Origin of the sequence: Lyngbya sp. CCAP 1446/10 (genome assembly GCF_026130175.1) — a bacterium.
GTDB lineage: Bacteria > Cyanobacteriota > Cyanobacteriia > Cyanobacteriales > Microcoleaceae > Microcoleus.
Map to the genome: position 1 here is coordinate 23,222 of NZ_JAIGNI010000147.1, position 22,982 is coordinate 46,203.

Here is a 22,982-nt window from a genome sequence, read left to right on the forward strand (position 1 = left end):
TTCGATTAGTTGGGAGCATCTGGTGTTTTGCATTTATATATCAATACGGTTCACTTAACATATTTATGCCCCGGAGATCCCCCTAAATCCCCCTTAAGAAGGGGGACTTTGAGGGCATTCTTGTCCCACCCCCTACTCCCCTTTTTAAGGGGGGTTAGGGGGGATCTGTCTTAAGTGAAGCGTATTGATTTATATATAATAGTGCGATCGTCCTCGCTCGCGTATTGTAGAACTTATTGCAATGCAGGAGATGCTCCCGATCAGTTGGGATGATTCACCACAGGAGGCGCAGCCGGTTTCACAGTTGGCCAGAAGCTGCCTTTGGCGTTCTGCACTTGCTTTGTGTGTTCGGAAACCGCCCGATTGCTTGCAGGAGTTGGCGATTGCTTCGCAGCTTTGGTCAGCCAGCGATCGTAAGCTGCGGGGGATTCAACGTACACATCCGCATCCATCAGGGCAAAGTAAGTGCCGCTGAATTGAGAATCTCTCAACCGATATTTGCCTTCTCGGATCGGCGCAAACACAAAATTAATACTGCGGTTGGGAATGATATCTTGTTTGATGCGGAATTCAGGAACGTAGAAACCGTGAATAACATCCAGTGATTGCAATGTCAGCCGCACGTTTTGATTAACTGGTAGGTGCAATTCTGTACTGGTAACATTCTGGCGCGGATAGCGGAAAGACCAAGACCACTGTTTAGCAATTACCTCAATCTCTTCAGCAACTGGTTTAGGATTATTGTTGTTTTCCGTGGGTTTGCTGGCGGCATAAACAGGTTCTTCTAGAGCCAGGTGCAAGTGGGCGATCGGCGTCAAACCTTGGATGTTGATTTTTTGATAAATCATGTAGCTTTGAGCGGCAATCCACGTCACTAACAACACCGGAACAACTACCCAAAGTATCTCAATTTTCCAATTTCCCCTCGCAGGATGACCGTGGCTGAAGTCTCCTTTCTGGACGCGGGAAGTGAGAATAGAATAGAGGATAATGGCAACAATTCCCACAAAAATAAACGTTCCGATAGACACCAAGAAGCTAAACAGATTGTCAACTTGTTGGGCTTCTGCTGTTCCCTGACTGGGCATCCAAGTATAGGCCTGTTGTCCCACCCAGTGGCTGGCTATCATATCTAAGGCGATCGCGATCGCCAATAGCAAGCTCATGAAAACTTTCATAAAATTCCTGCTGTTTGAAAAGATGCGTATTGTAACTGAAAACTCTAATTTATTTACCTATTTACTGGAGTGCAGAACTAGGATTTAATCCCTGTCGGAGCAAACCCGCAGCCGTATTGTGAATGCCAAACTGGTCTCCCATGTGTGCTCCCAGCGTCCCGTGAACAAATAGTAAACCCAGCATGACAACCCCTGCTAGCAAATAGCTCCACTGCACTTGTCTGCTGGCTTCTTTGCGCCAACGGTAGCGCTGAAACCCCCTCCACACGGTCAGGGCCACGATCGCCCCCAAGAGCAAAACTCCGCCCAAACCGTGCAATAGCATCGTCGGCGCAGCACCCAATCCCCACGCACTCTTGACATTCGCCGGGGGGTCTGCGAGCAGAATCTCGAAAAATCCGGCTGCTACAGTAAAAAATGTGACGATCGCACTTGCCACCAAATTGTACCAGCCCACATCATAAAAGCCCGATCGCAGCGCAGGGACAGCCAAAAACTTCAAAATCGGTCTTTCTAAGGGAAAAAGATTTCCTGCTATATCAAACAAGATGGCAATTATAAACAAACCAAGGGTAAAATGCACCAAATTCGGATGAATTGGCACTTCGTAGGGCAGTCTATTTGCACCTAGCTTGAACCCCAATTGATCGACAAGTTGCTGCACAAGTTGCGAATTCATTGCAAAATCCCTCTTTTCGTCGCTTCAACGATCGGCTCTACGTGCAACCCGTAAACCCAAACCAGCCGAGTTCCCAGATATGTTTGAAATAAAACCAAGCAGCTCAAAAAAGTTGTCGCCCCCAGATAAGCCGGCGGTACTTTCAAGGGATTGCGCCTGCGAATTACAAAGCGCCAACCCATAATTCCCGCCAGAATTGCCGCCAGTGACCATCCCGTAATCGTGTGCAAATTCAGTATCGGCTTAACCACCTCGTAAGGTTGCGACAAACCAGCTTCAAACTGACCGAACATCACAGCTAGGAAAATGGAAACTGTCGCCACAAACAAGTTCCAGAAACTCACCTCAAACAAGCGGTGATTGCGAGTGAAATATCCCACAACGTCGCAGAAAAACGAGAAAATTACCATCGCAATTACAAAGTGGACAAGAATCGGATGGAGCGGATCTGGGTAAGGTAGATTTTCGCTATTTAGAGGTAGAGTAGGCATTGCTTTGTCCTTACGGAATCAATGAATTATATCATGTCCAATCAATTACCAAATATCAACAATTCACAGGTTCGTAGTGAGGACTTTAGTCCGCAATCAGAAGGACTAAAGTCCTCACTACGAACCAATCTTGTCTTTATGGTTAGAGCGCAATACAGGTTTGTAGTGAGGACTTTAGTCCGCAATCAGAAGGACTAAAGTCCTCACTACAAACCAATTTTGTCTTTATGGTTAGAACGCAATTCGGTTTGCTAAAAATTTCAATTTTCATATCTATAGATCCCTTTAACCAAAACATTGTCAATTTCATGGTTTGTCACTCACTTGCTGGATCAGTTTCGCCACCACAGCAGTCCATCCCGTCTGGTGCGACGCGCCCAATCCTGCACCGTTGTCGCCGTGAAAGTATTCGTGAAACAAAATCAAATCGTGCCAGTGAGGATCGTTTTGAAACTTTTCCAAACCGCCATAGACTGGTCTTTTACCATCTTTACCTCTGAGAAAAATGCTATTGAGCCTCTGCTCTAATTGCAAGGCAACTTCCCATAAATTCATCATAACTCCAGAACCCGTAGGAAATTCTACTTTGAAGTCATCACCGAAATAATGGTAATATTTTTGCAAGGATTCAATTAATAAGAAATTTAACGGAAACCAAATCGGGCCGCGCCAGTTTGAGTTGCCACCAAATTGCTCAGTTGTAGACTCGGCAGGCTCATAGTCTACCTGATATTTAATGCCATCCCACTCAAAGATAAACGGATGTTCTAAATGATAGCGAGAGAGGGAGCGGATGCCGTAAGGTGAGAGAAATTCATTTTCATCTAGCAGCCTTTTGAGGACGCGCTGCAATTTTTCGGGGGTGGTAATTGAAAGCAGCCTGCGCTCACCGACTCCGGGAATTTCCATACAAGCAATATTCTTTGCTAGTTCTGGGCGGTTCTTGAGAAACCAATCGATTTGCTCTTTGAATCCTGGGACAGTTTGTAATAAGTCAGCTTCCAGGGTATCGACAGCAAATAAAAGCGTCATCCCCACCATTGAGCGGACTTTTAGCAAGGAACATTCACCGTCTGGCTGAGACAGGGCATCGTAATAAAACCCATCTTCCTCATCCCACAAACCGATTTTTTGGGAACCGACATGGTTGACAGCATCGGCTATGTGAAGGAAGTGTTCAAAAAATTTGATCGCCATGTCTGAGTAAACTTGATCTTCGCGGGCAAGTTCTAAGGCGATTGCTAACATATTTAACGAAAACATTCCCATCCATGCAGTACCATCTGCTTGTTCCAAATGGCCGCCAGTTGGCAAGGGTTTGCTGCGGTCAAATACTCCAATATTATCTAAGCCTAAAAAGCCACCTTGAAACAAATTTGCACCTTGCGGATCTTTGCGGTTTACCCACCAAATAAAGTTCAGCAACATTCTGTGAAACATCCGTTCGAGGAAGTCGCGATCGCCTTTACCTACTCGCTTTTCTTCAATTTTATAAACTCGCCATGCCGCCCAAGCTTGCACTGGCGGGTTAACATCTCCAAATGCCCATTCATAGGCCGGAATTTGACCGTTTGGGTGCATATACCACTGGCGAGTTAGCTGTAGTAATTGGCGCTTGGCAAAGTCAGGATCGATTAAGGCGATCGGTATGCAGTGAAATGCCAAATCCCAGGCCGCAAACCAAGGATATTCCCATGTATCTGGCATGGAAATGACTTCTTCGGCATAGAAGTTTCGCCAGTCAGAATTGCGACCATTTAAACGCTGCGCCGGCGGTGTTGGTTCTGCTGGATCACCTCGCAACCAAGTGCAAACATCGTAGGCGTAAAACTGTTTAGTCCACAATAAGCCAGCAAAGGCTTGACGCTGTACGTTGCGGACATCTTCCTCAAGATTTGGAGTTAGGGATTCGTAAAATTCATCGGCTTCTTTTTGCCTTTGAATGAAGGTGTCTGCAAACTCTTGGTTAAAAGGAGTGTCGGTATAAACATCAGTAAATCTGAGTTGAATAACTGCGGTTTCTCCTGGCTCAATTTTTAGGTGATAGCGGGCGGCAGCTTTAGTGCCAATTTGAGCGGGATTGATAGCTTCTTGGTGATTGTGAACGATTAATTCGTGGAAAGCATCTTTAACATAAGGTGAGGTATTGGCGACACCGTACAGGCGCTGTAGGTTGGTTTCATTTTCAGTAAATAACAGGGGAGGATTGTCTTGACAAAATAGCCAGCGATCGCCATATTTTGGATGGTTAGCTTTGATAACTCCATCGCCCGATCGAGCCACATACGCTGATTTTTTGCTATCAGTCCAAGACCAAGTATTGCGAAACCATAAAGTCGGCAATAAGTCAAGGATTGCTGTTTCTGCACCTCGGTTAGTAGCGCTGATGCGAATGCAAATATCTTCTGGGGATGCTTTGGCGTATTCAGCAACGATGTCGAAATAGCGATCGCCCTCAAAAATTCCCGTATCCATCAACTCATATTCTGGCTGACATTTGTCGCGTCTGGCATTTTCCTCAACCAACAAAGTATAAGGATATTCCTGCTGCGGGTATTTGTACAGCCAGCGCATATAAGAATGAGTTGGCGTATTGTCTAAATAAAAGTAGTATTCTTTGACATCTTCTCCGTGATTTCCTTGACTGTTGGTAAGTCCAAATAAACGCTCTTTCAAAATCGGATCTCGGCCGTTCCACATTGCTAGGGCGAAGCAAATTTGACCGTGGCGATCGCAAAATCCGCCTAATCCATCTTCACCCCAGCGGTAGGCGCGCGATCGCGCCACATCGTGAGGGAAATACTCCCAAGCCTCACCGTTTGGCGAATAATCTTCGCGGACTGTTCCCCACTGGCGATCGCTTAAATAAGAACCCCAGCGGTTCCAGTGCGCTTTCATTTCGCTGTTTTCTTGAATTCGTTCCTGTTCAGCATCCATTGCAGTTATCCGAGAATATTTCTGATTGCATAATTTCGATTAGCCTCCTGCTGCAAACCCTGGATACAATGTCATGCCGCCATCCACAAATAGCGTTGCACCGCAGACATAATCCGAGTCATCAGAAGCCAGCCAAACAGCAGTTTTAGCGATATCTTCCACTTCCCCAACTCGACCGTAAGGAATCAGTTTTAATAACTTTGCTTCTGCTTCTGGTGTGTTCCATGCTGATGTATTGATGGGGGTTTTTATAGCCCCTGGCGCAATACTATTAACTCGAATTCTATGGGGTGCAAGTTCTTGGGCAATACTCCGCATCATCATATTTATACCGCCTTTACTAGCAGCATAGTTGACGTGACCCGCCCAAGGAATTACCTCATGTACTGAACTCATGCAAATAATTTTGCCCGCCGCCGCAGAAATATGAGGTTGTACGCCCCGCCGCATAAATTCTTTGGCAGCTTCGCGAGCACACAAAAACTGTCCGGTTAGGTTGATTCCAATGACTAGGTTCCATTGGTCGAGTGTCATGTCTACCAAGGGCGAATCTTTTTGCAGACCTGCGTTATTAACCAGGATGTCGATCGTACCAAATTCCTCGATCGCCTGATGGAACATAGCCTTAACTTCGTCTTCTTTGCTAACGTCGGCACCAATGGCGATCGCTTCTGCACCCCCGGCTTTGATATCCTCGACAATTTTCTGCGCGTCTTCAGCTTCCGAGTGGTAATTGACTGCAACAGATGCGCCTGCTAGAGCTAAAGCACGGGCGATCGCTTCGCCGATACCAGAACTTCCGCCCGTTACCAGAGCTTTTTGGCCTTTAAGAAGCTCAGGGGAAAAGCTCATATTTTTTCTCCGTCATTTTGAAAATTTATTAGACATTTATTATATAGACTCTATTTGTCAAATTGATAACAAACTTTTGTCAAATTTGTAATAAAAATAGCTACTATAAGAAATTGCTTTAGTTCAAACTCTTGCTAATTATAGCGTCTAGTCATTTTAAACAAAAATTTATTTATGCCTTAAGAAGTATATAGTTTAAAATTATGTCTTTCTTAAGGCAGATACCTTTGAATAACTATTACCTCTAATATCATGTCCTGTCGATTAACCGCAGTAAGATTAGTTCCTATTGCGGAGTTGGGTTCTCCACAGGGAGCTTGCTGGAGGGCGGACTGCAAACCTTTTTTGCGATCGTAATCGACCAAAGGCGATCTAAGTTGAAGTTAGTTAGAATCAAGCAGCATTTTTGTATAATAATTAGTACATCAAGAAAATTATCAAATTTAACAAACAGTATGATGAACAACACAATCTATCAAACTGTAATTGTAGGTGGCGGCTTTGCTGGACTATTTACAGCTTTGCACTTGAGCCACCAACACTACCCCCGTTCTGTAATTTTGATCGAAAAAGAGGATCGCTTTTCCTTTAAGCCGTTACTTTACGAATATTTTAGTGGCGAGATGGGTGCAGAAGAAGTTTGGCCGCGCTATGAGGAATTGCTAAAAGGTAGCGGTGTAATTTTTGTTAAAGATGCCGTTCAATCGATTGATTTGCAACAGCGGTTAGTCAAAGTAACATCGGGAGATTCCTACAATTACAGCAATTTAGTTTTGGCGTTAGGTAGCGTTACAGGATATTTTGGCGTTGAGGGCGCGCGAGAAAATGCGTTCCCTCTTCGTACCGGAGAAGATGCGATCGCCATTGACAAACACCTGCGCGACTGCTTGCAACAAGCTCTTCAGATTCAAGATGCAGAAAAGCGGCGCAAATTCCTGACTGTCACCGTCATAGGTGCTGGAGCTTCCGGTGTGGAAATGGCAGGTACATTAGGCGATTTACTGCCTAATTGGTATGCTGCTATGGGTGGCAATGCAGAGGAAGTGCGGGTCGTTTTAGTCAATCACGGCGAGCAAATCCTTGATAACGATATTAATAGTCACCTGCGCGAAATTGCGAAAAATGCTCTGCAAAAACGCACTGTACCCGTAGAATTTATTATGGAGGCAAAAGCGACTGCTATTCGCCCCAACGAAGTAGAATATCAGCGCCACGGACAGGCGGAAACTTTATCAACAGCTACAGTAATTTGGACTACAGGAACTAACATTAATTCGCTGATTAAAGGTTTAGAGATTTCTGAGGCAAGCCGAGACAAACACGGTCGCCCTTTAGTGAACCCTACACTACAATTGCTGGATTTTCCTGAAGTTTTTGCTGGGGGAGATTGTGCAGCAGTGCAAGGCAATTCTTTACCTCCAACCGCTCAAGTTGCTTATCAGCAGGGAGCTGCAATCGCTCACAATTTGAATGCTCTGGCTTTGGGAAATGAGCTAAAACCTGCGGAAGTTAATCTGCGGGGAACGCTGTTAAAGCTGGGGATAGAAGAAAGTGTGGCTAACATTTACAATAGCTTTGAAGTTACCGGAGAGGTAGGTCATTTAATCCGCCAAGGTACTTATTTAGAGTTATTGCCCACTCCTGTTCATAATTTAAAAGTAACAGAGGAATGGCTGAAGGATGAAATTTTCCATCGCCACTTGCACCCGATTCACACTGCTGATGTGGTTAAATGGGTTGGCGGTGCTGTAGTGGGGGTTGTCGTGGCTAGAAAATTGATGCAAATGTTAGGAGATAGCAAGGACAATACAGATAGTTAATGGCTAAATCTTAGCAATATTTTGAAATAGCTTAGTTAGTGAAATCCTGTCCGGTCGATTACCATAACAAACATGGTTCGTAGTGCGGACTTCAGTCCGCTTTCATGGAACGGACTGAAGTCCGTACTACGAACGGGAGCGCGATCGGGCTTTTGCGGTGGGTACGATCGCATTTGGGGCGTATGCAAGTCCTCACTACGAACGGGAATATTAGTGGCTGTGGCGATCGCCCTCAGCGACAGGAGATGTCAGTAAGATTGCGTGTCCGTCAGGATCTTTGACGAGGCAACTTTGGCGGGAAAAACTGGAATTATCTCCAAATTGCACAAGTCCCGGTGAGACGAACTCAACTTTATTTTCCTGCAACTTTTCTAATAGTTGCTCAAGATCGTTAACCATTAGTTCGACTTGCATATGAGCAAGATCGCAACTTTTCCAATCCCTCGGTATGGGGCGGCCTTTTGGAGTAACTAAATAGTCTAATAGTTCAATTCCTAAACCGCCTTGAATCGGCCGCAATGCGGTGATTTTGACTTTAGCTTCTGGCAAATTATCGAGGCGAACTTGGGTTTCGCCTTGGTTGAGGCTGCCTCCCTTAACTTGCATTCCCAGTAAGTCGCGGTAAAAGTGGAGACTTTGCTCGGTGTTGCTAATCGCGATCGCGCTATGATCGATTCCTAAAAAGCAGCGATCGCCCTTTTGATGCCACTTTTCTTGTCCTTTGTCCTCCGGGAACCAAATTAGCTCTAAATTGTGGCCGTCAATGTCTTTAAATTTAAAAGCTCGCACGCCAGCAGCTTCTTGATTTTCCGGCGGTATTGTTTGGGGTGCAGTGGAGATGGGGTGAATGGGAAAAGAGCGCAGGTGTGCAAAAGCGCGATCGATGTCACTGACTGCAATTGCCAAATGTTGAAACCACAAATCATTACTTTGGGAATCTTTGGGGATGGGTTTTCCCTCAACGTTCAGATATTCCATCAACTCAATTTGTTCATCTCCAAGCTGCAAAGTAACAATGCGGATTTTTGCCCCGTCAACACCTTCGATCTCGCTGTATTTTTGCCCTTCAACCGTAATATCCGAAACAAATTCAAAGCAAAGCGCTTTGGTATAAAACTCCTGGGAGCGATCGGCATTTGTCACCGTCAATGCAATAGCTCGAATTTTCTGCACTTGTAGAGGAGAATTATTCATAAACTTTAGAGTCATTTATCTCAATTTCACGCCGATCCGAAGATTGCAGCCAGATGCGAAAAAACTTGGGGAAAATTTCCTAATACCTCGCCGCTCGACCCCGCTTGTTCGGCCTCAAATTTTAATTATTTCTCACAGCCTAGCATTTTAAATACAACAATAGCATTATGTCCTTGGAAAGATGCGATCGCCCTGCTGCCTCCCTAGGATTGTAAGAGTTGAAAGCTTAGAGTGCACAGATTGTCTGGTAGATATAGCAATCCTAAATCAGTTGTATAATTATTGTAGGGGCAACCCCTCGTGGTTGCGCTCTTTACGCTTGCAGCGAATTGAAGCCGTCGCACCGAAAGGTATTGCTGCGGGCGATCGATATCCGGCTCCGCAAATGGCAGCTATAACCTGACTTGTATGGTTGCCAATTCTTGCTCTAAGTTCTCCGTTAAAGTATTTAATAACTGTAATTGATGCTGCTGGACATTAACTTTTAATGGCTCTTGGCTGTCTTGAAAACAGATAACTTTGGCGGCGATTTCCTTGTAGTGTTGCAGCATCGAAAAAGTATCTGTACTGAAGCGGGCAAGATAGTTTTTAGCAGCATCATTGCAAATTTCTGCGACTTGATTGAGATAAGCTTCTGAGGATTCAGGCGGCTTTTCATACCCAGTTCTTTTGTTCAAAATATAGCTAGCACCGCCGACTACTGCGGCTCCCACAGGCCCGCCCAACAGCCAACCTAAGCCGGTGGCGATCGCCACTGGAGTCACTTCGCTGTCGATCGACCTTTTAGCAGCCGGAGCTGGCGGTGGCTCTGGTAAAGCGATTTGCGGGGCTGGTGGAAATGCGATCAAAAGGGCGATCGGCTGTTCTTTGTCAAAGAACTCGCAAGCTTTATTTACCCATTCTGCGATGGTTTGCTGCTGATTTAAGACCTCTCGCTGAAATTTTATCTTCCACGCATCAAAACTGCCTTCCTGAAGCGACAGAGCCATTTCAGATTGATATCGCTGCAAAAATGTGGGTTGATAAAGCCAAATCTCGAAGTCAGAAACGCTGGCTTGAAAGCCTTTTGAAATCAGTTTTTCAGCTTTTTGTTTAATTTCTATTCTGTCTTTTTGCTTTTGTTGAGCTGCTGCTATTTCGGCGGCGACAGTTTCAGATTTAGCTCGCAGAGATTGACAAATCTTAATAGCTATGGCTTCTATTCTGGGCAACTTAACTGCTAGTTGTTCCTGTTGAGCTACTACAATACTTTGCAAAGCCGATTCAAACGTGGCAATTCCTGTAGTTTGAGCCGCCGCTACATCGCCTTTTAATCTCGCCCTCAACGCGGGTAAAGCATCGACGCGGTAAATATTGCTGATGTTGTTCGGCAAGTTGGAGCGAAAACTTTCGGCAACAAACAACAATCGATTGTATACTTGTTTTTGGTCGTCTGGTTCGAGTAGATTGATAAAGTTGGCAACAAAAACGACTGTGTTGATGTTGCGATCGCTCAACCAGTCTCTCAAGTTCTCCCGTTCGCCCAAAGTCATCAATTTTCGAGCGTCCAAAACCTGCACCACTAAATCAGCAGTGAGCAATTTATCCCTAACCAAGTTATCCTGTTCTTGGCGATCGTTAGTTCCCGGCAAATCCAGCAATTCCACGCCCGTTTTTAGGAATGGGTGGGGACAGTACACATTCACGGCTGCCACATCATCCCGCATTTGCCTAGCGTCGTCGAGGATGGCGTAGCGTTTCAACACATCCGTCCCCGGTTCGCTGACTTCTGTACCGTCTTTGAGCGTGATTTTTGCGTGCAATTCATCGCCGTAGTTGACATAAATGGCGGCACCTGTAGTTGGCACAAGGTCGATCGGCAAAGCACGATTTCCCAGCAAAGCATTCAGCAAAGTTGACTTGCCGTAATTAAACGGGCCGAAGACAGCGATTTGAAAAGTTGGTTTGGCAAGATAGTCGCAGATTGAGGTTGTATCTCGGTAAAGTTGGGAGTTTTTATCTAGTTCGAGAATGCCGAGTGCTGACTTGAGATTGTTAGTTAGATCTTGATAAGTTTCGGGTTGTTGCATATTTTTTCAAGCTATTATAACATTTAAATTTAAGTTTTGCGGCGGGCAAGATGCCCACCCCACAAGAGTTGAGTTTGTAGGGTGTGCACTGCGCACCGGTTAACTTTGAACGATTAGGAAAAATTTAACTAGCGGATGCTAAGAAACATTGATAAACCGATTCAATACTCTGCGACTCGGCAGAAACATCAGCCTCCAATTTTTCCAACCGCTCAGATTCAGCCTGACAATTAATCTCGCGAGATTGCTTTTGTTCTAGCAAATTATCCAATTCAGCTTTCCGAGAGTTAATATCATCATTCATGCGATCGCCCACTTCGCGTCCATAAACATCAAAACACTCTTTCACAGCATCATGAATCGGCTGCCACTGCTGCTCGGCCACCTGTGGCAGATATTTCACCAACTCTTTTTTCGCCGCTTTCACCAACTGTTTATGAGCTCCATCTGCTTGCAAAACCCCAATACCCATTCCCAACAAAGCCAAATACAGCGGCCCCAAAACAATCCCCGTAAAACTAGCAAAAATCGTACTAACGCCCAACACAGTAATTAAGTTGAGCAGGATATTTTTCCAGTCAAAACCCGCTCCTGCCATTGCTACGCCTGCCAGGTTTCCTGTCGTTAACGAAAACAATCCCATCGCCCATTTTGCCCAAGCTGGTGAGTTATCTTCGTTCGAGTTGCTGACTGGCGTGGGGATTGTTTGCCCGGTCAGTTTTTCGGTAATTTTTTCAGTTACTTTTGTGTAAGATGCTCCGTAATTTGCTGCACTTTGTGACAACTGCGAAAATGCTGAATTCATCTCTTGTTCAGCGGTGAGAGTCCAAGCTGCTAGTTTGTCGTTGATGTACTGCTCGAATGCTCGTTTGAGCGATGCTTCAAAGGCTTCTCGCTTGTCTTGGCTGAAGAAATCCAGAAATCTCAGTTCCGGTTGATACCGCAAAAAGTCGGTTTCAAAGGTATGTTCTAAGTTGAGAACGTAGGCGCGGAAAGAATCTGCGATCGCCCGCGATTTACTATCTCTAACTCGGCTAATTTCTTGTTGAAATTCATCGCGAATCTGAGTCAGCTTCTTAAACTCCGGTTCAACTGAATTAATCTTATCCTTCAACTCATTGACATCGCGATCGAGCAATGGTAAGCGCCGTCCAACAGCTTCGCGGACGCGAGCAGAAATTTGACGCGCCAAAGTCCTCGCCGGACGCAATTCCGAAATCGCCCTTTCTTGGGTCAAAAATGTATTCAGTGCCGCCATAAACTCAGGAAAACCAGTTCCTGCCAAATCTGCATCCTGATTTTTGATCCGCAACCTGAGCGCCTTAATTGAGGTAATTGGAAACACTCGCTCGTCGTAAATATCGTGTCCTTCTGTTAAACAATATTCAGCCAAATTAGCTTTGAAAACCCTCCCCAGTTTCTGTTCTGCTTCTGCCATTTCTTCAGCATCATCCGGGTCAATCAAACTTTCCCGCACCTGATCCCAAGCATTGATTAGAAAGAAAATGCTCAAGCCGCGGCCTTTGATGTAATTTTCTAGATAACGTCTTTCGCCCATTGTACAAGGCTGAGTTGCCCTGAGTACGAACAAAATAGCGTGGCAGTTGTTGATGTAACCGAGAGATAATTCGTTGCGGGCTTCTGTGTCGTTCAGTCCGGGACTGTCTACTATTTCTATGCCTTTTTCTAGCAAAGGTAAGGGATATTCTACTACGGCGCAGTCGATATCTGGAAATGCTGGTTTCTTTTCTGATTCTAGGCGTTTTGCTTCGGCGGGATCAATTGTGTAGTCATGTTTAAAACTTTTAAAATCGAGCTGTTTGGGGCTTTTGCCGTCGTTGAAATAAACGGTGACTTTTTTTTCGGAACCGTAGCGCAAAATTGTCAGCAAAGCCGTACAGGGATTGACATCGCTGGGGAGCAAGTTTTCGCCGATTAAGGCATTTAGAAAAGTGCTTTTGCCGCGTTTCATGTCGCCTAATACTAGCAGCCGGAAAACTCCTTGACGCAAGTTTTTGCTGGCGAGATTGATGTCGGCGTTGTCTGTTTCTAAGCCGAGTTTTCCTGATGCTTCGGTTCCTGCTACTTCCGATCGCTCGATGGCTGTGGCGATGTTGCTGAGGCGATCGGCAATTTCTCGGCGCACTGCGGATACTCGCTCTAAATCGTTGAGAAAGCTGCTAGTTTCTACTTTGAGGTTCATGGTTATTTTCTGATTGTTTACTACTGGGGTATTTCCAAACAAAATAATTTTGTCATGGTTTATGTAAAATTGGTTTGATGCGTTATTGATAGCAATAAGGTGCGCAGTGCAAACCTGCAATAACTACAATACCCTGCCAGTTATTTTTTAGAGTTCTTATCTTCAAACAATATTTTGTAACCAATCAAAGCAATTGCTCCAACCAGTACCGCAGTTCCCAGCCAAGATGCTACGCGAATCGCAACCAGCGCGACAATTGCCAGACCTGTAAATTGAGTGATTGCTATAATTTTTCGACGCCATATTTTAAGTTTTGCCTGAGGATCGCTATCTGGTTCTTCGTACTTTCTCGTTATATGTTCTGGCACCGATTTTTCGATTTCTGCTTCTAGTTCGCGAAGTCGAAGTTCTTGTTCTCGTTTTCTAAGTTGTTGTTCTTTGTGTCGGAGTTCTCTGGCTTTTTCATCTGGATCATTCATAGATTTGACCGTTTTTTATGTGGAAATATGTGTTGTTGATTGTCAATATTGCAGAGAGATAAGTTCTTTACGATTCTAACTCACATTGTCAGCGGTGTCGAGAAATGTTAAAAAATGTCAAAAAGGACGATTCCCTACGGGATAGCTACGCTTGACGCTCTTTTCGGCCGATCGCCCAAACGCATTGCTGCGAAATCAATATCCTTCGGGGCCGATGGTAGTGCGATCGCACTCAGCGTCGGACAAATCCACCAAGCGCGATCGAAAGAAGTTGCAGCCAGCCAATTGAGCTTTGGTTAACTTTGCTTTCTCCAAATTAGTTCGACTCAAATCGGCATATCTCAAATCGGCATTGCTCAAATCTGCATTGTACAAATCCGCACCTTGTAAATTCGCTTTTTGCAAATTAGCACCTTGTAAATTGGCGTGGCGTAAATTTGCTCTTGATAAATTAGCTCCCCTCAAATTAGCTTCCGACAAGTTGGCTTGATAAAGTTGAATATCGCCTAATTCAGCATCCTGCAACTGAGTTTTGTAAAGATTGGCTTGAGTCAGATTTCCGTAGGGCAAATAAGTTCGCCTCAAAACGCTACCAGAAAGGTTTATTTCTGCCAGATCTGCTTGAAACAAGTTATCTCCACTTAAGTCTACTGCGTCAAAATTTCGCTTGCCTTCAGAATACTGAGCGAGCAATTGCTCAGCGCTTAGCTTTTGCATTTTCATCCCTTTATTAAGTCAGCTATACCAGCCAATCTATAACGATAATTGATGGTTATTATTTTGCGTATTTATACTTAGGCACTTCTCATGTTAAGCTTGTGTAACAACGATCGCATTTTTTCTAAGATTTTTTTTATATTTGTAAATTTCTGCGTTGCTAGACCATGCTTGCCGTCAGTAATGTCAAGATCGATCGACAAACCAAAGCCCATCCTCTACTGAAATATGCCAGAACTTCCCATTTCCATTGCTCAGCACTACCACGAACGGACGAAATACGATCCTGAAACCATTGCTGCCAAAAGCAGACAGCTAGATTGGACAGAGCAACCCGTACCCTTCAAAGAATATAAAATTGGAGCGTATTTTGACCTCAAGCCTCACCTAAAAGACCCCTCAGATGATCCAAATGCCGCTCCCGATGCCGGTTGGTGGCATCGGTTGTCTAGCTTGTTGCTGTGCAGCTACGGGCTGACGGCGAAGGTGCAGACGGTAGATGAAAGCTACCTGTATTTGCGATCGGCACCGTCGGCGGGCGGGCTCTACCCAGCAGAAGTTTATTTAATCTCCCGTGGCACGCCACATTTGCCGGCGGGGCTCTACAATTATCAGTGTAGAACTCATACGCTGGTTCATTTTTGGGACAGTCAAGTTTGGCCGGCGTTGCAAACAGCTTGTTTTGGATCGCCAGTGCTAGAAAATACCCAATTGGCGATCGCAATTACGACTGTTTTCTTCCGTTCTTCTTGGCGTTACGAAGACCGAGCTTATCGACGAATTTTCCTAGACACTGGTCATTTATTGAGCAATATCGAGTTAGCTTGCGCCGTCAACGATTACCGACCTCACCTGATTGGAGGATTTGCCGACGAAGCTATCAATCAATTACTGTACATCGACTCGGAACAAGAAGGAGCGATCTGTTTAGTTGCTTTAGCCGACTTGCTAGATATCGACCAAAACTTGCCAAAATTCAAAACAGCTTTGCCTGGAAACACCACGACAGATTACCCGCAGATTTCCGAAGGTCAACTCTTAGGATACCTCCATAAAGCGACAGAGTTAGAATCAGATCCTACCGGACTTGATGGGTGGAAATTCGATGAAAGTGAAGGCGATTTAGACGATAAATACAACTTTCCGTTTTGTACTAAAGTTTCGACGGTAACTCCTTCGATTCCTTGGGGAGTCAACCTGGAAGGTTTAGAAAATACAATGCTCAAAAGGCGTTCTACCCGTGCTTATACAGGTGCTTCTTTGAGCTTGGGTGAACTGCTGGCAATGCTGGATTTTACTTACCAGCCGCAGCACTATATCGACCAAGGATTAGACGGTTATCCCGACTATTTCGATCTGAGTTTGATCGAGACTTTTATTGCTGTTTCGGGAGTGAATGGGTTGGAAGAAGGTTGTTATTATTACGCTCCGAAAGCTCAAGAATTGCGGCAAATTCGGTTTAAAAATTTCCGCAGGGAGCTACATTTTTTGTGTTTGGGGCAAGATTTGGGCAGAGATGCGGGGGCGCTGTTGTTTCATACGGCGGATTTGAACAGGGCTGTAGCAAAATATGGCGATCGGGCTTACCGATATTTGCACATGGATGCCGGTCATTTGGGCCAGAGATTGAATTTAGCAGCGGTTCAACTGCGTTTGGGTGTCAGCGGTATTGCGGGCTTTTTTGACGATCGCGTGAATGACGTTCTCGGTATTCCTACGAGTGAGGCCGTGCTTTATATTACAACGCTGGGAAGACCGCGATCGTAACTCGTTCTAGTAAATATAATATTCGTTAAATGAAATAATCCACATAAAACTGAGCGGTTGAAACCGCGTCTACACAAACAAAACCCGGATGGTGCGCGGGTTGAAGATAAGAAGACCGGGCGCTTAAAATTACCTGTTTTCTTTAGTCCGCGTCGGCGGACTTAGTTTTTGTAGGCGCGGTTTTAACCGTATGTCTGATCTATTTCCCAATACAAAACCTGCTAAATATTCTGTCCAGCACTGATTCTGTCACTTCTTCCCCCGTAACTTCCCCCAATGCTTGAATTGCGCCGCGCAAATCTATTGTCCAAAAATCGAAAGGCAATTTATTTTTAATAGTATCCGTGCATTGTTCCAGAGAAATTTTGGCTCTAGTTAAGGCTGCTGCTTGTCGCTGGTTGATTGCAAAATCCGAGTTTGCTGCTTGCAAATTCCCCCCGCTGACAGCATCTAAGATTGCTGTTTCTAAGTCTTCTATGCCTCGATCGAGGGCGGCGGCTGCGGTGACTATCGGGTGAATTTCAGAGGTAAAAGGCAATTCTGGGATTGTTTTTACTAGGTCAATTTTGTTGATAATTATAATTAGCTGGCGGTGTTTTACTTGTTCGTAAATTTCCCAATCGCCTGGTGTCCAACCAGATTCTGCGTCAATTGTCAATAATACTAAATCGGCTTGTTTTGCTGCGGCGCGCGATCGCTCAACGCCGATTTTTTCTACCTTGTCCTCCGTCTCCCGAATGCCCGCAGTATCGAGTACCTGCACCGGAATGCCGCCCACAACTAGCTGCGATTCTACCACATCCCGCGTCGTTCCGGGCAAATCTGTGACGATCGCCCGATCGCTCTTACTCCACGCATTCAACAAACTCGACTTTCCCACATTCGGCCGACCGACAATCGCCACTTTCAAACCAGTTCTCAACAATTCACCGCGATCTGCCGTCGTTAAAATTCTTGACAATTCGCTCAAAATGTGATTTATTTCCAAACAAGTTTGACCTTCATCTAAAGGTGGCAAATCTTCCTCAAAATCAATTCTCGCCTCAATTTCTGCCAACACATCCAAACAAATTGCTCTTAACTTGCGAATTGGTTGAGCTAATTTTCCCTGCAAACCAGCTAAAGCACTTTGCGCGGCTGCCGGCGATTGGGCTCCCACCAAATCCGAGATACTTTCAGCTTGAGTTAAATCTAGTCTTCCATTCAAAAAAGCCCTGAGCGAAAACTCTCCCGGCTGCGCCAATCTCGCGCCATTTTCCAAACACAACTGCAAGACTTGCTGCACCGCCATAATGCCACCGTGACAGTGAAATTCCACCACATCTTCGCGGGTAAAAGAACGTGGTGCTTTCATGATTAACAGCAAGGCTTCATCGACTAATTCTTGAGTTTTGGGGCGGCGGATGTGACCGTAAAGAATGCGGTGAGACTCCCAAATTTGCCGTCCTGGGGCGCGAAACAGGGTTTCGGCAATTTTTAAGGCTGCGGAACCTGAAACTCGCACAATGCCGACGCTGCCTTGTTGCGGTACTATGGCAGTGGCGATCGCTGCGATCGTTCCTCCTTTTGTTAGGGATTCAGACATTTTTATTGTTCACACATTCAAAAGTTATACAGATCTCATTGACAGGATAAACAATTTTAGCGAGGTTTTTCCAAGATATTAAAAGAGCGTGCCCGCCCTGCTTGACTTCGCTCGCGAATCCGTTACCGAGGCACAGGGGATTTAAGCCCCCACCTTTAGGTGGATTGTTTTTAGGCAGGGGCTTAAATCCCCTGCCTAAAAACTTCACTGTCAACTGTCAACTGTCAACTGTCAACTGTTAACGAGGCTTGCAGAACAGCCCTCGCCCGGAAAGCCCCATTCACGGCCTGCTCGAACTTAAATTAGTCAGCAACATCTTTTTGCTATCCTGGTTTCATGCGATAATCGAACATTAACAGGGCAGAGGGCATAGCATGATTGGTCAACTTCTAGACAGACGTTACCGCATCATTAAAGTCACAGACTCAAGTGAAGTGGGAAAAACTTATGTAGCAGCAGATACTCACCGTCCCGGATATCCGCAATGCACGGTTAGAGAAATGCGGCTTCTCGGCACAAGTTCGCAAACTCCAGAATTAGTCAAAATTATATTTCAAAGAAATGCAGAAATAATTGAAAAATTGGGTAAACACGACAAAATCCCCGAATTACTGGCGTATTTTGAGGAAAATCAAAGTTTATACTTAATTGAAGAATTTATTGCGGGTCAACCTTTAAGCGAAGAACTGATACCCAGTGAACCTTGGGCAGAAGAGAAAGTAATTGCTCTGCTATCATCCATATTAGAAGTTTTGGTGTTTATACACGATAACGGGTTCATTCATCGCAGAATTCAACCAGATAGAGTGATCCGGCGCGAGTCAGATGACAAATTTGTGTTGATTGACTTTAGCTTAGACAAAGAAATTAACCCGGAACTCGCTAATTGTCATTTGTTGGCGCCAACCTCCCCGAACTCTGTTAAAAAGCCTTTGGGAAAAAAACAGGAGTTGGCTGCTGAAATATTATATGTGCCGATCGAGCAATCGATCGGCAACCCCCGTTACAATAGCGACATTTACGCTCTAGGTACGATCGCCCAGCTTGCGGTGACGGGACTCTCGCCCGATGAACTGAGTGCCTTAAAAAACCAAGGCGAAATTCCCTGGCGCGATCGGGCGACTTGTTCGGCGACCCTAGCAGATATGATCGATCGCATGGTGGACTCCGACTGCGAGGAACGTTATCAAGATGCCACCGAAGTGTTGACCGACCTCAAGCAAATCGCCGTAAAATACGATTTTGAGCCGTCGCCAGCCACGATCATCAGGAAGGCTACGAGTCAACGGCCGAGACAGCGCCCAACCAGACTGTTGGTGTTCGCTGCAATACCGGCAGCTTTAATTTTGATAGCAGTCATAATTTACTTTTGGCAGAGTCAAAATCCGGCGAGGGCAAAAGAATTGTTGGCCAGGGGCGCTACCAAGGCGCAGCAAGGTGACAAAACAGGTGCGATCGCCGATTATACTCAAGCGATCGCCCTGAATGCCAGTGATGCCGAAACTTTCTACAAGCGGGCTAATACTCGTTATGATATGGGCGCGACAGAGCAAGCAATACAGGATTACACCCAAGCAATTAAAGTTAATCCCAGCTTCACCAAAGCCATATACAATCGAGCTCTGGCGCGCCGCGACACCGGCGACAAGCGGGGGGCATTGGAAGATCTTACCCAAGTATTGCGGCTCAATCCTAACGACGGCGAGGCCTACTACCAGCGGGGTTTAGCCTACTACGATTTGGCAGACTACCGCACGGCAATTGAAGACTACACTCAAGCAATTCGGCTTAATCCCAACGATGCGACAGCATACAGCAATCGGGGTTTAGCTCGATCGGCATCGGGCGACAAAACCGGAGCAATGGCGGATTTTACCCAGGCGATTCAAATTAGCCCCAAGGAAGCTGGGGTTTACTACAGTCGCGGTCGATCGAGATTTAATCTGGCAGATTATCAAGGAGCGATGGAAGATTACAGTAGGGCGATCGAATTGGAACCAGACCAAGCTGATGCTTATACTAATCGGTGCAGCGCTTACTTAAATTTGGCAACCTACGACAAAGCGATTGAAGATTGCAGCCGAGCAATTCGCCTCGATCCCAAAGATGAAGCAGCTTACAACAACCGCTGCATTGCTCATCTGAATTTAAAACAATTTCAAAAGGCTACCGAAGATTGCAGTTTGACGATCGGACTCAACAGCAACAATCCCAAGGCGTACAGCAATCGAGGATTAGCTCGATCGGCTTCGGGAGACAAGCAGGGGGCTGTGGAAGATTTTACTCAAGCAATTCGGCTTAATCCCAGTGATGCCATAGCTTACAGCAATCGCGGTACTCTGTACTCAGGACTAAAAAATTACCCTTTAGCGGTTGAGGATTTCGCTCATTCGCTACGGATCAACCCCAACAATGCTAGCGCTTTTTACAGCCGAGGCCTTGTCCGTCGCCAACTCAAAGATCGGGCTGGGGCGATCGAGGATTTTCAGAAAGCTGCAACCCTGTTTTTAGAACAAGGAAGAGCCGATGGTTTTCAAAACGCACAAGCACAAATCAACGACCCTAAATAAACTATTAGTCATCAGTTATTAGTCATCAGTCATCAGTCATCAGTCATCAGTCATTAGTCAACTGTCATTAGTCATTAGGTAGGAAAATGAATAACCAACAAGGAAGAAGAAAGAAGTCAAAATCACCCACTACCAATTCCCAATTCCCAATCCCCAATTCCCAATTCCCAATCCCCAATCCCCAATTCCCAATTCCCAATTCCCAATTCCCAATTATTGATATGAACATGGTTGGTCAACTTTTAGACAGGCGTTATCGCGTAGTGCAAATTCTCAGTTCGGGAGCTTTCGGACAAACTTATTTGGCTGTCGATACTCGCCGTCCGGGCCACCCTCAATGTGTAGTCAAACAGCTTCGGCCTCCCAGCAACACTTCCACAGTTCTCAAAACAGCTTACCGCTTATTTAAACAAGAAGCAGAAATATTAGAAAAACTGGGAAAACACGATCAAATTCCCTTTTTACTCGCTTATTTTGAAGAAAATAATCAATTCTACCTCGTAGAAGAATTTGTACCCGGACACGCCCTAAATCGGGAAATTGTGGCCGGTCAACCTTGGCGGGAAGAGCGAGTGCTGTTGCTATTGGAAGAAGTGTTACAACTTCTGGCTTTTGTACACTCTCAGGGAGTGATTCACCGCGATGTTAATCCCTCCAACTTAATCCGCCGTAAACCAGACGGCAAATTAGTTTTAATTGACTTCGGCTCAGTTAAAGAAGTTGCTAATCATGTCAGCGACTACGATACAGAATTTCCGCGCACCATTGCGACTGGGACTCCGGCTTATATGCCGATCGAACAATTTCAAGGCAACCCACAATTTAGCAGTGACCTTTATGCAGTGGGGATGATGGCCATCCAAGCTATCACGGGTTTGCCCGGTACGGATTTGCCAAAATTGCAAGATCCGAATCCTTCTCACACCGGGGAAATTGTTTGGCGCAACCGAACTCAATGTTCTCCGGTATTGGCAAATATAATCGACAAAATGGTCTGCCACCAATTTAGCAAACGCTATCTATCGGCTGAGGAAATTTTGGCAGCTCTCAGCAAGTTGAGACACCGCCCAGACGCGGGAAATACGACTCAAAACAAAAAAAAATCTCCGTCGAGCTTACTGTCTTCTAATAATTTTGGGTTACGGTTGGGGACTCGGTTTTGGTGGCTGATATTTGCTGGCTGTGGGGCGATTGCTCTGGTATTTTTGTTTAATTATTGTAGCCGCCCGAATCCAATCAAAGCTAAGGAATATTACGAAAAGGGAGTAGCAAGCTCTCGAAATCAAGATGCGGCGGCCGCTTTGCAAGCCTTTGATAAATCTATTCAATTAAACCCTAAAAATGCTGAGAGTTTTTATCAGCGGGGTAATGCTAATTATGACCTCAAAAAATATCAAGAAGCAATTGCCGATTATGGTCAGACTATCGCTCTCAATCCTAAATATTTCAAGGCTTATTTTAACCGGGCTCTTGCCCGTCGTGATTTCAACGACAAGCGCGGAGCAATTGAGGATTACACTCAGGTTTTGAAGCTCCAGCCCAACGATATTAATACATATTATGAAAGAGGAGTTACTTATTTAGAAATACAAGATTACAAGACGGCTATTCAGGATTTTACCGAAGTAATTCGATTGCAGCCGAACATGGTTAAAGCTTATCATTCGCGGGGGATTGCTCGCGCTGGTAACAGCGATTTACAGGGGGCGATTGGAGATTATACAGAAGCAATTAAACTGGATGCTCAGAATGTTGATGCTTTTTACAGTCGGGGGAGAGCTCGCTTTCACCTAGGAGATTATCAGGGAGCATTGGCGGATTATACTCAGGTAATTGCGATCGATCCCAAGAGTGGAGATGCTTACGCGAATCGTTGCAGTACGCAGTTAAATTTGGGAGCTTATCAAGCCGCAATTGACGATTGCACTCAAGCAATTGCGCTGAGCGATGAAGATGGGGTTCCCTATAACAATCGCTGTATTGCTTATATAAATTTGAAGGATTATCCGAAAGCAATTGCCGATTGCACTCAAGCGGTGACAGTGAATCCCAAGGATTATAATGCTTTCAGCAACCGGGGTTTGGCTCGCAACGCAGCGGGCGACAGCCAAGGGGCGATCGCAGATTTTACCGCAGCAATCGGGCTGAATCCCAACGATGCTGAAGCTTACGCCAATCGGGCCAAGGTTTACCAGCAGTTAAATAATTACAATAGTGCGATCGGCGATTACGTGCAAGCCATTCGGATCAATCCAAATTATGCTGGTGCTTACTACGGTAGAGGAATGGTTAGGCGATCGTTAGGAGACAAAGCAGGAGCGATTAGCGACTTAGAAAAAGCGGGCAAAATCTTTCTCGATCAAGGACTTACTGGCGGTTATAAAGACACACAATTTGAGATTGAAAAGCTCAAATAGTTATTCGTAGGGTGCGCATTGCGC

The 22,982-nt window shown here is 45.3% G+C and carries 15 protein-coding genes; 4 read left to right on the forward strand and 11 right to left on the reverse strand.

Features of this window, described 5'->3' with window-relative positions; genetic code table 11:
• Positions 1–260: 260 nt before the first annotated feature.
• The 5 genes from K4039_RS26775 to K4039_RS26795 form a co-directional block, all read right to left on the reverse strand.
• The gene (locus K4039_RS26775) at positions 261–1,178 is read right to left on the reverse strand and encodes a cytochrome c oxidase subunit II (RefSeq protein WP_265239533.1); all 918 of its coding nucleotides are present in this window, start codon (positions 1,176–1,178) and stop codon (positions 261–263) included.
• Between the two features lie 61 nt (positions 1,179–1,239).
• A complete protein-coding gene (locus K4039_RS26780; RefSeq protein WP_265239534.1) occupies positions 1,240–1,857 on the reverse strand; it encodes a DUF2231 domain-containing protein in 618 nt (205 codons plus the stop codon).
• Entirely contained in the window at positions 1,854–2,348 is a 495-nt protein-coding gene (locus tag K4039_RS26785) for a DUF2231 domain-containing protein (RefSeq protein WP_265239535.1), read from the reverse strand. The genes K4039_RS26780 and K4039_RS26785 overlap by 4 nt, the downstream gene beginning before the upstream one ends.
• A 306-nt stretch (positions 2,349–2,654) precedes the next feature.
• Entirely contained in the window at positions 2,655–5,285 is a 2,631-nt protein-coding gene (locus tag K4039_RS26790; RefSeq protein WP_265239536.1) for a glucosidase, read from the reverse strand.
• 39 nt (positions 5,286–5,324) lie between these two features.
• Entirely contained in the window at positions 5,325–6,137 is an 813-nt protein-coding gene (locus K4039_RS26795) for an SDR family oxidoreductase (RefSeq protein WP_265239537.1), read from the reverse strand.
• A 458-nt stretch (positions 6,138–6,595) separates the two neighbouring features.
• On the opposite strand from K4039_RS26795, the gene K4039_RS26800 reads away from it, so the two are divergent.
• Entirely contained in the window at positions 6,596–7,957 is a 1,362-nt protein-coding gene (locus tag K4039_RS26800) for an NAD(P)/FAD-dependent oxidoreductase (protein WP_375339840.1), read from the forward strand.
• 210 nt (positions 7,958–8,167) lie between these two features.
• Here the strand turns inward: K4039_RS26800 and K4039_RS26805 are convergent, their stop codons facing one another.
• The 5 genes from K4039_RS26805 to K4039_RS26825 all read right to left on the reverse strand — a co-directional run bounded on the left by K4039_RS26805 (position 8,168) and on the right by K4039_RS26825 (position 14,619).
• Complete coding sequence (locus K4039_RS26805; protein WP_265239539.1) at positions 8,168–9,166, reverse strand: VOC family protein; 999 nt, start codon at positions 9,164–9,166, stop codon at positions 8,168–8,170.
• A 377-nt stretch (positions 9,167–9,543) separates the two neighbouring features.
• Complete coding sequence (locus K4039_RS26810; RefSeq protein WP_265239540.1) at positions 9,544–11,220, reverse strand: dynamin family protein; 1,677 nt, start codon at positions 11,218–11,220, stop codon at positions 9,544–9,546.
• A 124-nt stretch (positions 11,221–11,344) separates the two neighbouring features.
• The gene (locus tag K4039_RS26815) at positions 11,345–13,423 is read right to left on the reverse strand and encodes a dynamin family protein (RefSeq protein ID WP_265239541.1); all 2,079 of its coding nucleotides are present in this window, start codon (positions 13,421–13,423) and stop codon (positions 11,345–11,347) included.
• 140 nt (positions 13,424–13,563) lie between these two features.
• Positions 13,564–13,902 (reverse strand): hypothetical protein, encoded by a 339-nt coding sequence (locus tag K4039_RS26820; protein WP_265239542.1) that lies wholly within the window; start codon positions 13,900–13,902, stop codon positions 13,564–13,566.
• 195 nt (positions 13,903–14,097) lie between these two features.
• Positions 14,098–14,619, reverse strand: coding sequence for a pentapeptide repeat-containing protein (locus K4039_RS26825; protein WP_265239543.1), 522 nt, complete (start codon positions 14,617–14,619; stop codon positions 14,098–14,100).
• 228 nt (positions 14,620–14,847) lie between these two features.
• Here K4039_RS26825 and K4039_RS26830 point away from each other — a divergent pair, with 228 nt between their 5' ends.
• Complete coding sequence (locus K4039_RS26830) at positions 14,848–16,386, forward strand: SagB/ThcOx family dehydrogenase (protein WP_265239544.1); 1,539 nt, start codon at positions 14,848–14,850, stop codon at positions 16,384–16,386.
• Between the two features lie 199 nt (positions 16,387–16,585).
• Here K4039_RS26830 and mnmE read toward each other — a convergent pair whose 3' ends face one another.
• Positions 16,586–17,971, reverse strand: coding sequence for a tRNA uridine-5-carboxymethylaminomethyl(34) synthesis GTPase MnmE (mnmE, locus tag K4039_RS26835; protein WP_265239545.1), 1,386 nt, complete (start codon positions 17,969–17,971; stop codon positions 16,586–16,588).
• 374 nt (positions 17,972–18,345) lie between these two features.
• Between mnmE and K4039_RS26840 the strand changes: the two genes are divergently transcribed.
• Positions 18,346–20,541, forward strand: a complete 2,196-nt coding sequence (locus K4039_RS26840) for a tetratricopeptide repeat protein (RefSeq protein ID WP_265239546.1) — start codon at positions 18,346–18,348, stop codon at positions 20,539–20,541.
• A gap of 227 nt (positions 20,542–20,768) precedes the next feature.
• The gene (locus K4039_RS26845) at positions 20,769–22,958 is read left to right on the forward strand and encodes a tetratricopeptide repeat protein (protein WP_375339841.1); all 2,190 of its coding nucleotides are present in this window, start codon (positions 20,769–20,771) and stop codon (positions 22,956–22,958) included.
• The last annotated feature ends 24 nt before the right edge of the window (positions 22,959–22,982 follow it).

Bases quoted from the DNA above. Each gene is read 5' to 3' on its own strand.
- K4039_RS26805 (WP_265239539.1), bottom strand. From the start codon at position 9,166: ATGACTCTAAAGTTTATGAATAATTCTCCTCTACAAGTGCAGAAAATT.
- K4039_RS26830 (WP_265239544.1), top strand. From the start codon at position 14,848: ATGCCAGAACTTCCCATTTCCATTGCTCAGCACTACCACGAACGGACG.
- K4039_RS26810 (WP_265239540.1), bottom strand. From the start codon at position 11,220: ATGCAACAACCCGAAACTTATCAAGATCTAACTAACAATCTCAAGTCA.
- K4039_RS26815 (WP_265239541.1), bottom strand. From the start codon at position 13,423: ATGAACCTCAAAGTAGAAACTAGCAGCTTTCTCAACGATTTAGAGCGA.
- K4039_RS26840 (WP_265239546.1), top strand. From the start codon at position 18,346: ATGATTGGTCAACTTCTAGACAGACGTTACCGCATCATTAAAGTCACA.
- K4039_RS26845 (WP_375339841.1), top strand. From the start codon at position 20,769: ATGGTTGGTCAACTTTTAGACAGGCGTTATCGCGTAGTGCAAATTCTC.
- K4039_RS26800 (WP_375339840.1), top strand. From the start codon at position 6,596: ATGAACAACACAATCTATCAAACTGTAATTGTAGGTGGCGGCTTTGCT.
- K4039_RS26825 (WP_265239543.1), bottom strand. From the start codon at position 14,619: ATGCAAAAGCTAAGCGCTGAGCAATTGCTCGCTCAGTATTCTGAAGGC.
- K4039_RS26820 (WP_265239542.1), bottom strand. From the start codon at position 13,902: ATGAATGATCCAGATGAAAAAGCCAGAGAACTCCGACACAAAGAACAA.
- K4039_RS26780 (WP_265239534.1), bottom strand. From the start codon at position 1,857: ATGAATTCGCAACTTGTGCAGCAACTTGTCGATCAATTGGGGTTCAAG.
- K4039_RS26785 (WP_265239535.1), bottom strand. From the start codon at position 2,348: ATGCCTACTCTACCTCTAAATAGCGAAAATCTACCTTACCCAGATCCG.
- K4039_RS26790 (WP_265239536.1), bottom strand. From the start codon at position 5,285: ATGGATGCTGAACAGGAACGAATTCAAGAAAACAGCGAAATGAAAGCG.
- K4039_RS26795 (WP_265239537.1), bottom strand. From the start codon at position 6,137: ATGAGCTTTTCCCCTGAGCTTCTTAAAGGCCAAAAAGCTCTGGTAACG.
- K4039_RS26775 (WP_265239533.1), bottom strand. From the start codon at position 1,178: ATGAAAGTTTTCATGAGCTTGCTATTGGCGATCGCGATCGCCTTAGAT.
- mnmE (WP_265239545.1), bottom strand. From the start codon at position 17,971: ATGTCTGAATCCCTAACAAAAGGAGGAACGATCGCAGCGATCGCCACT.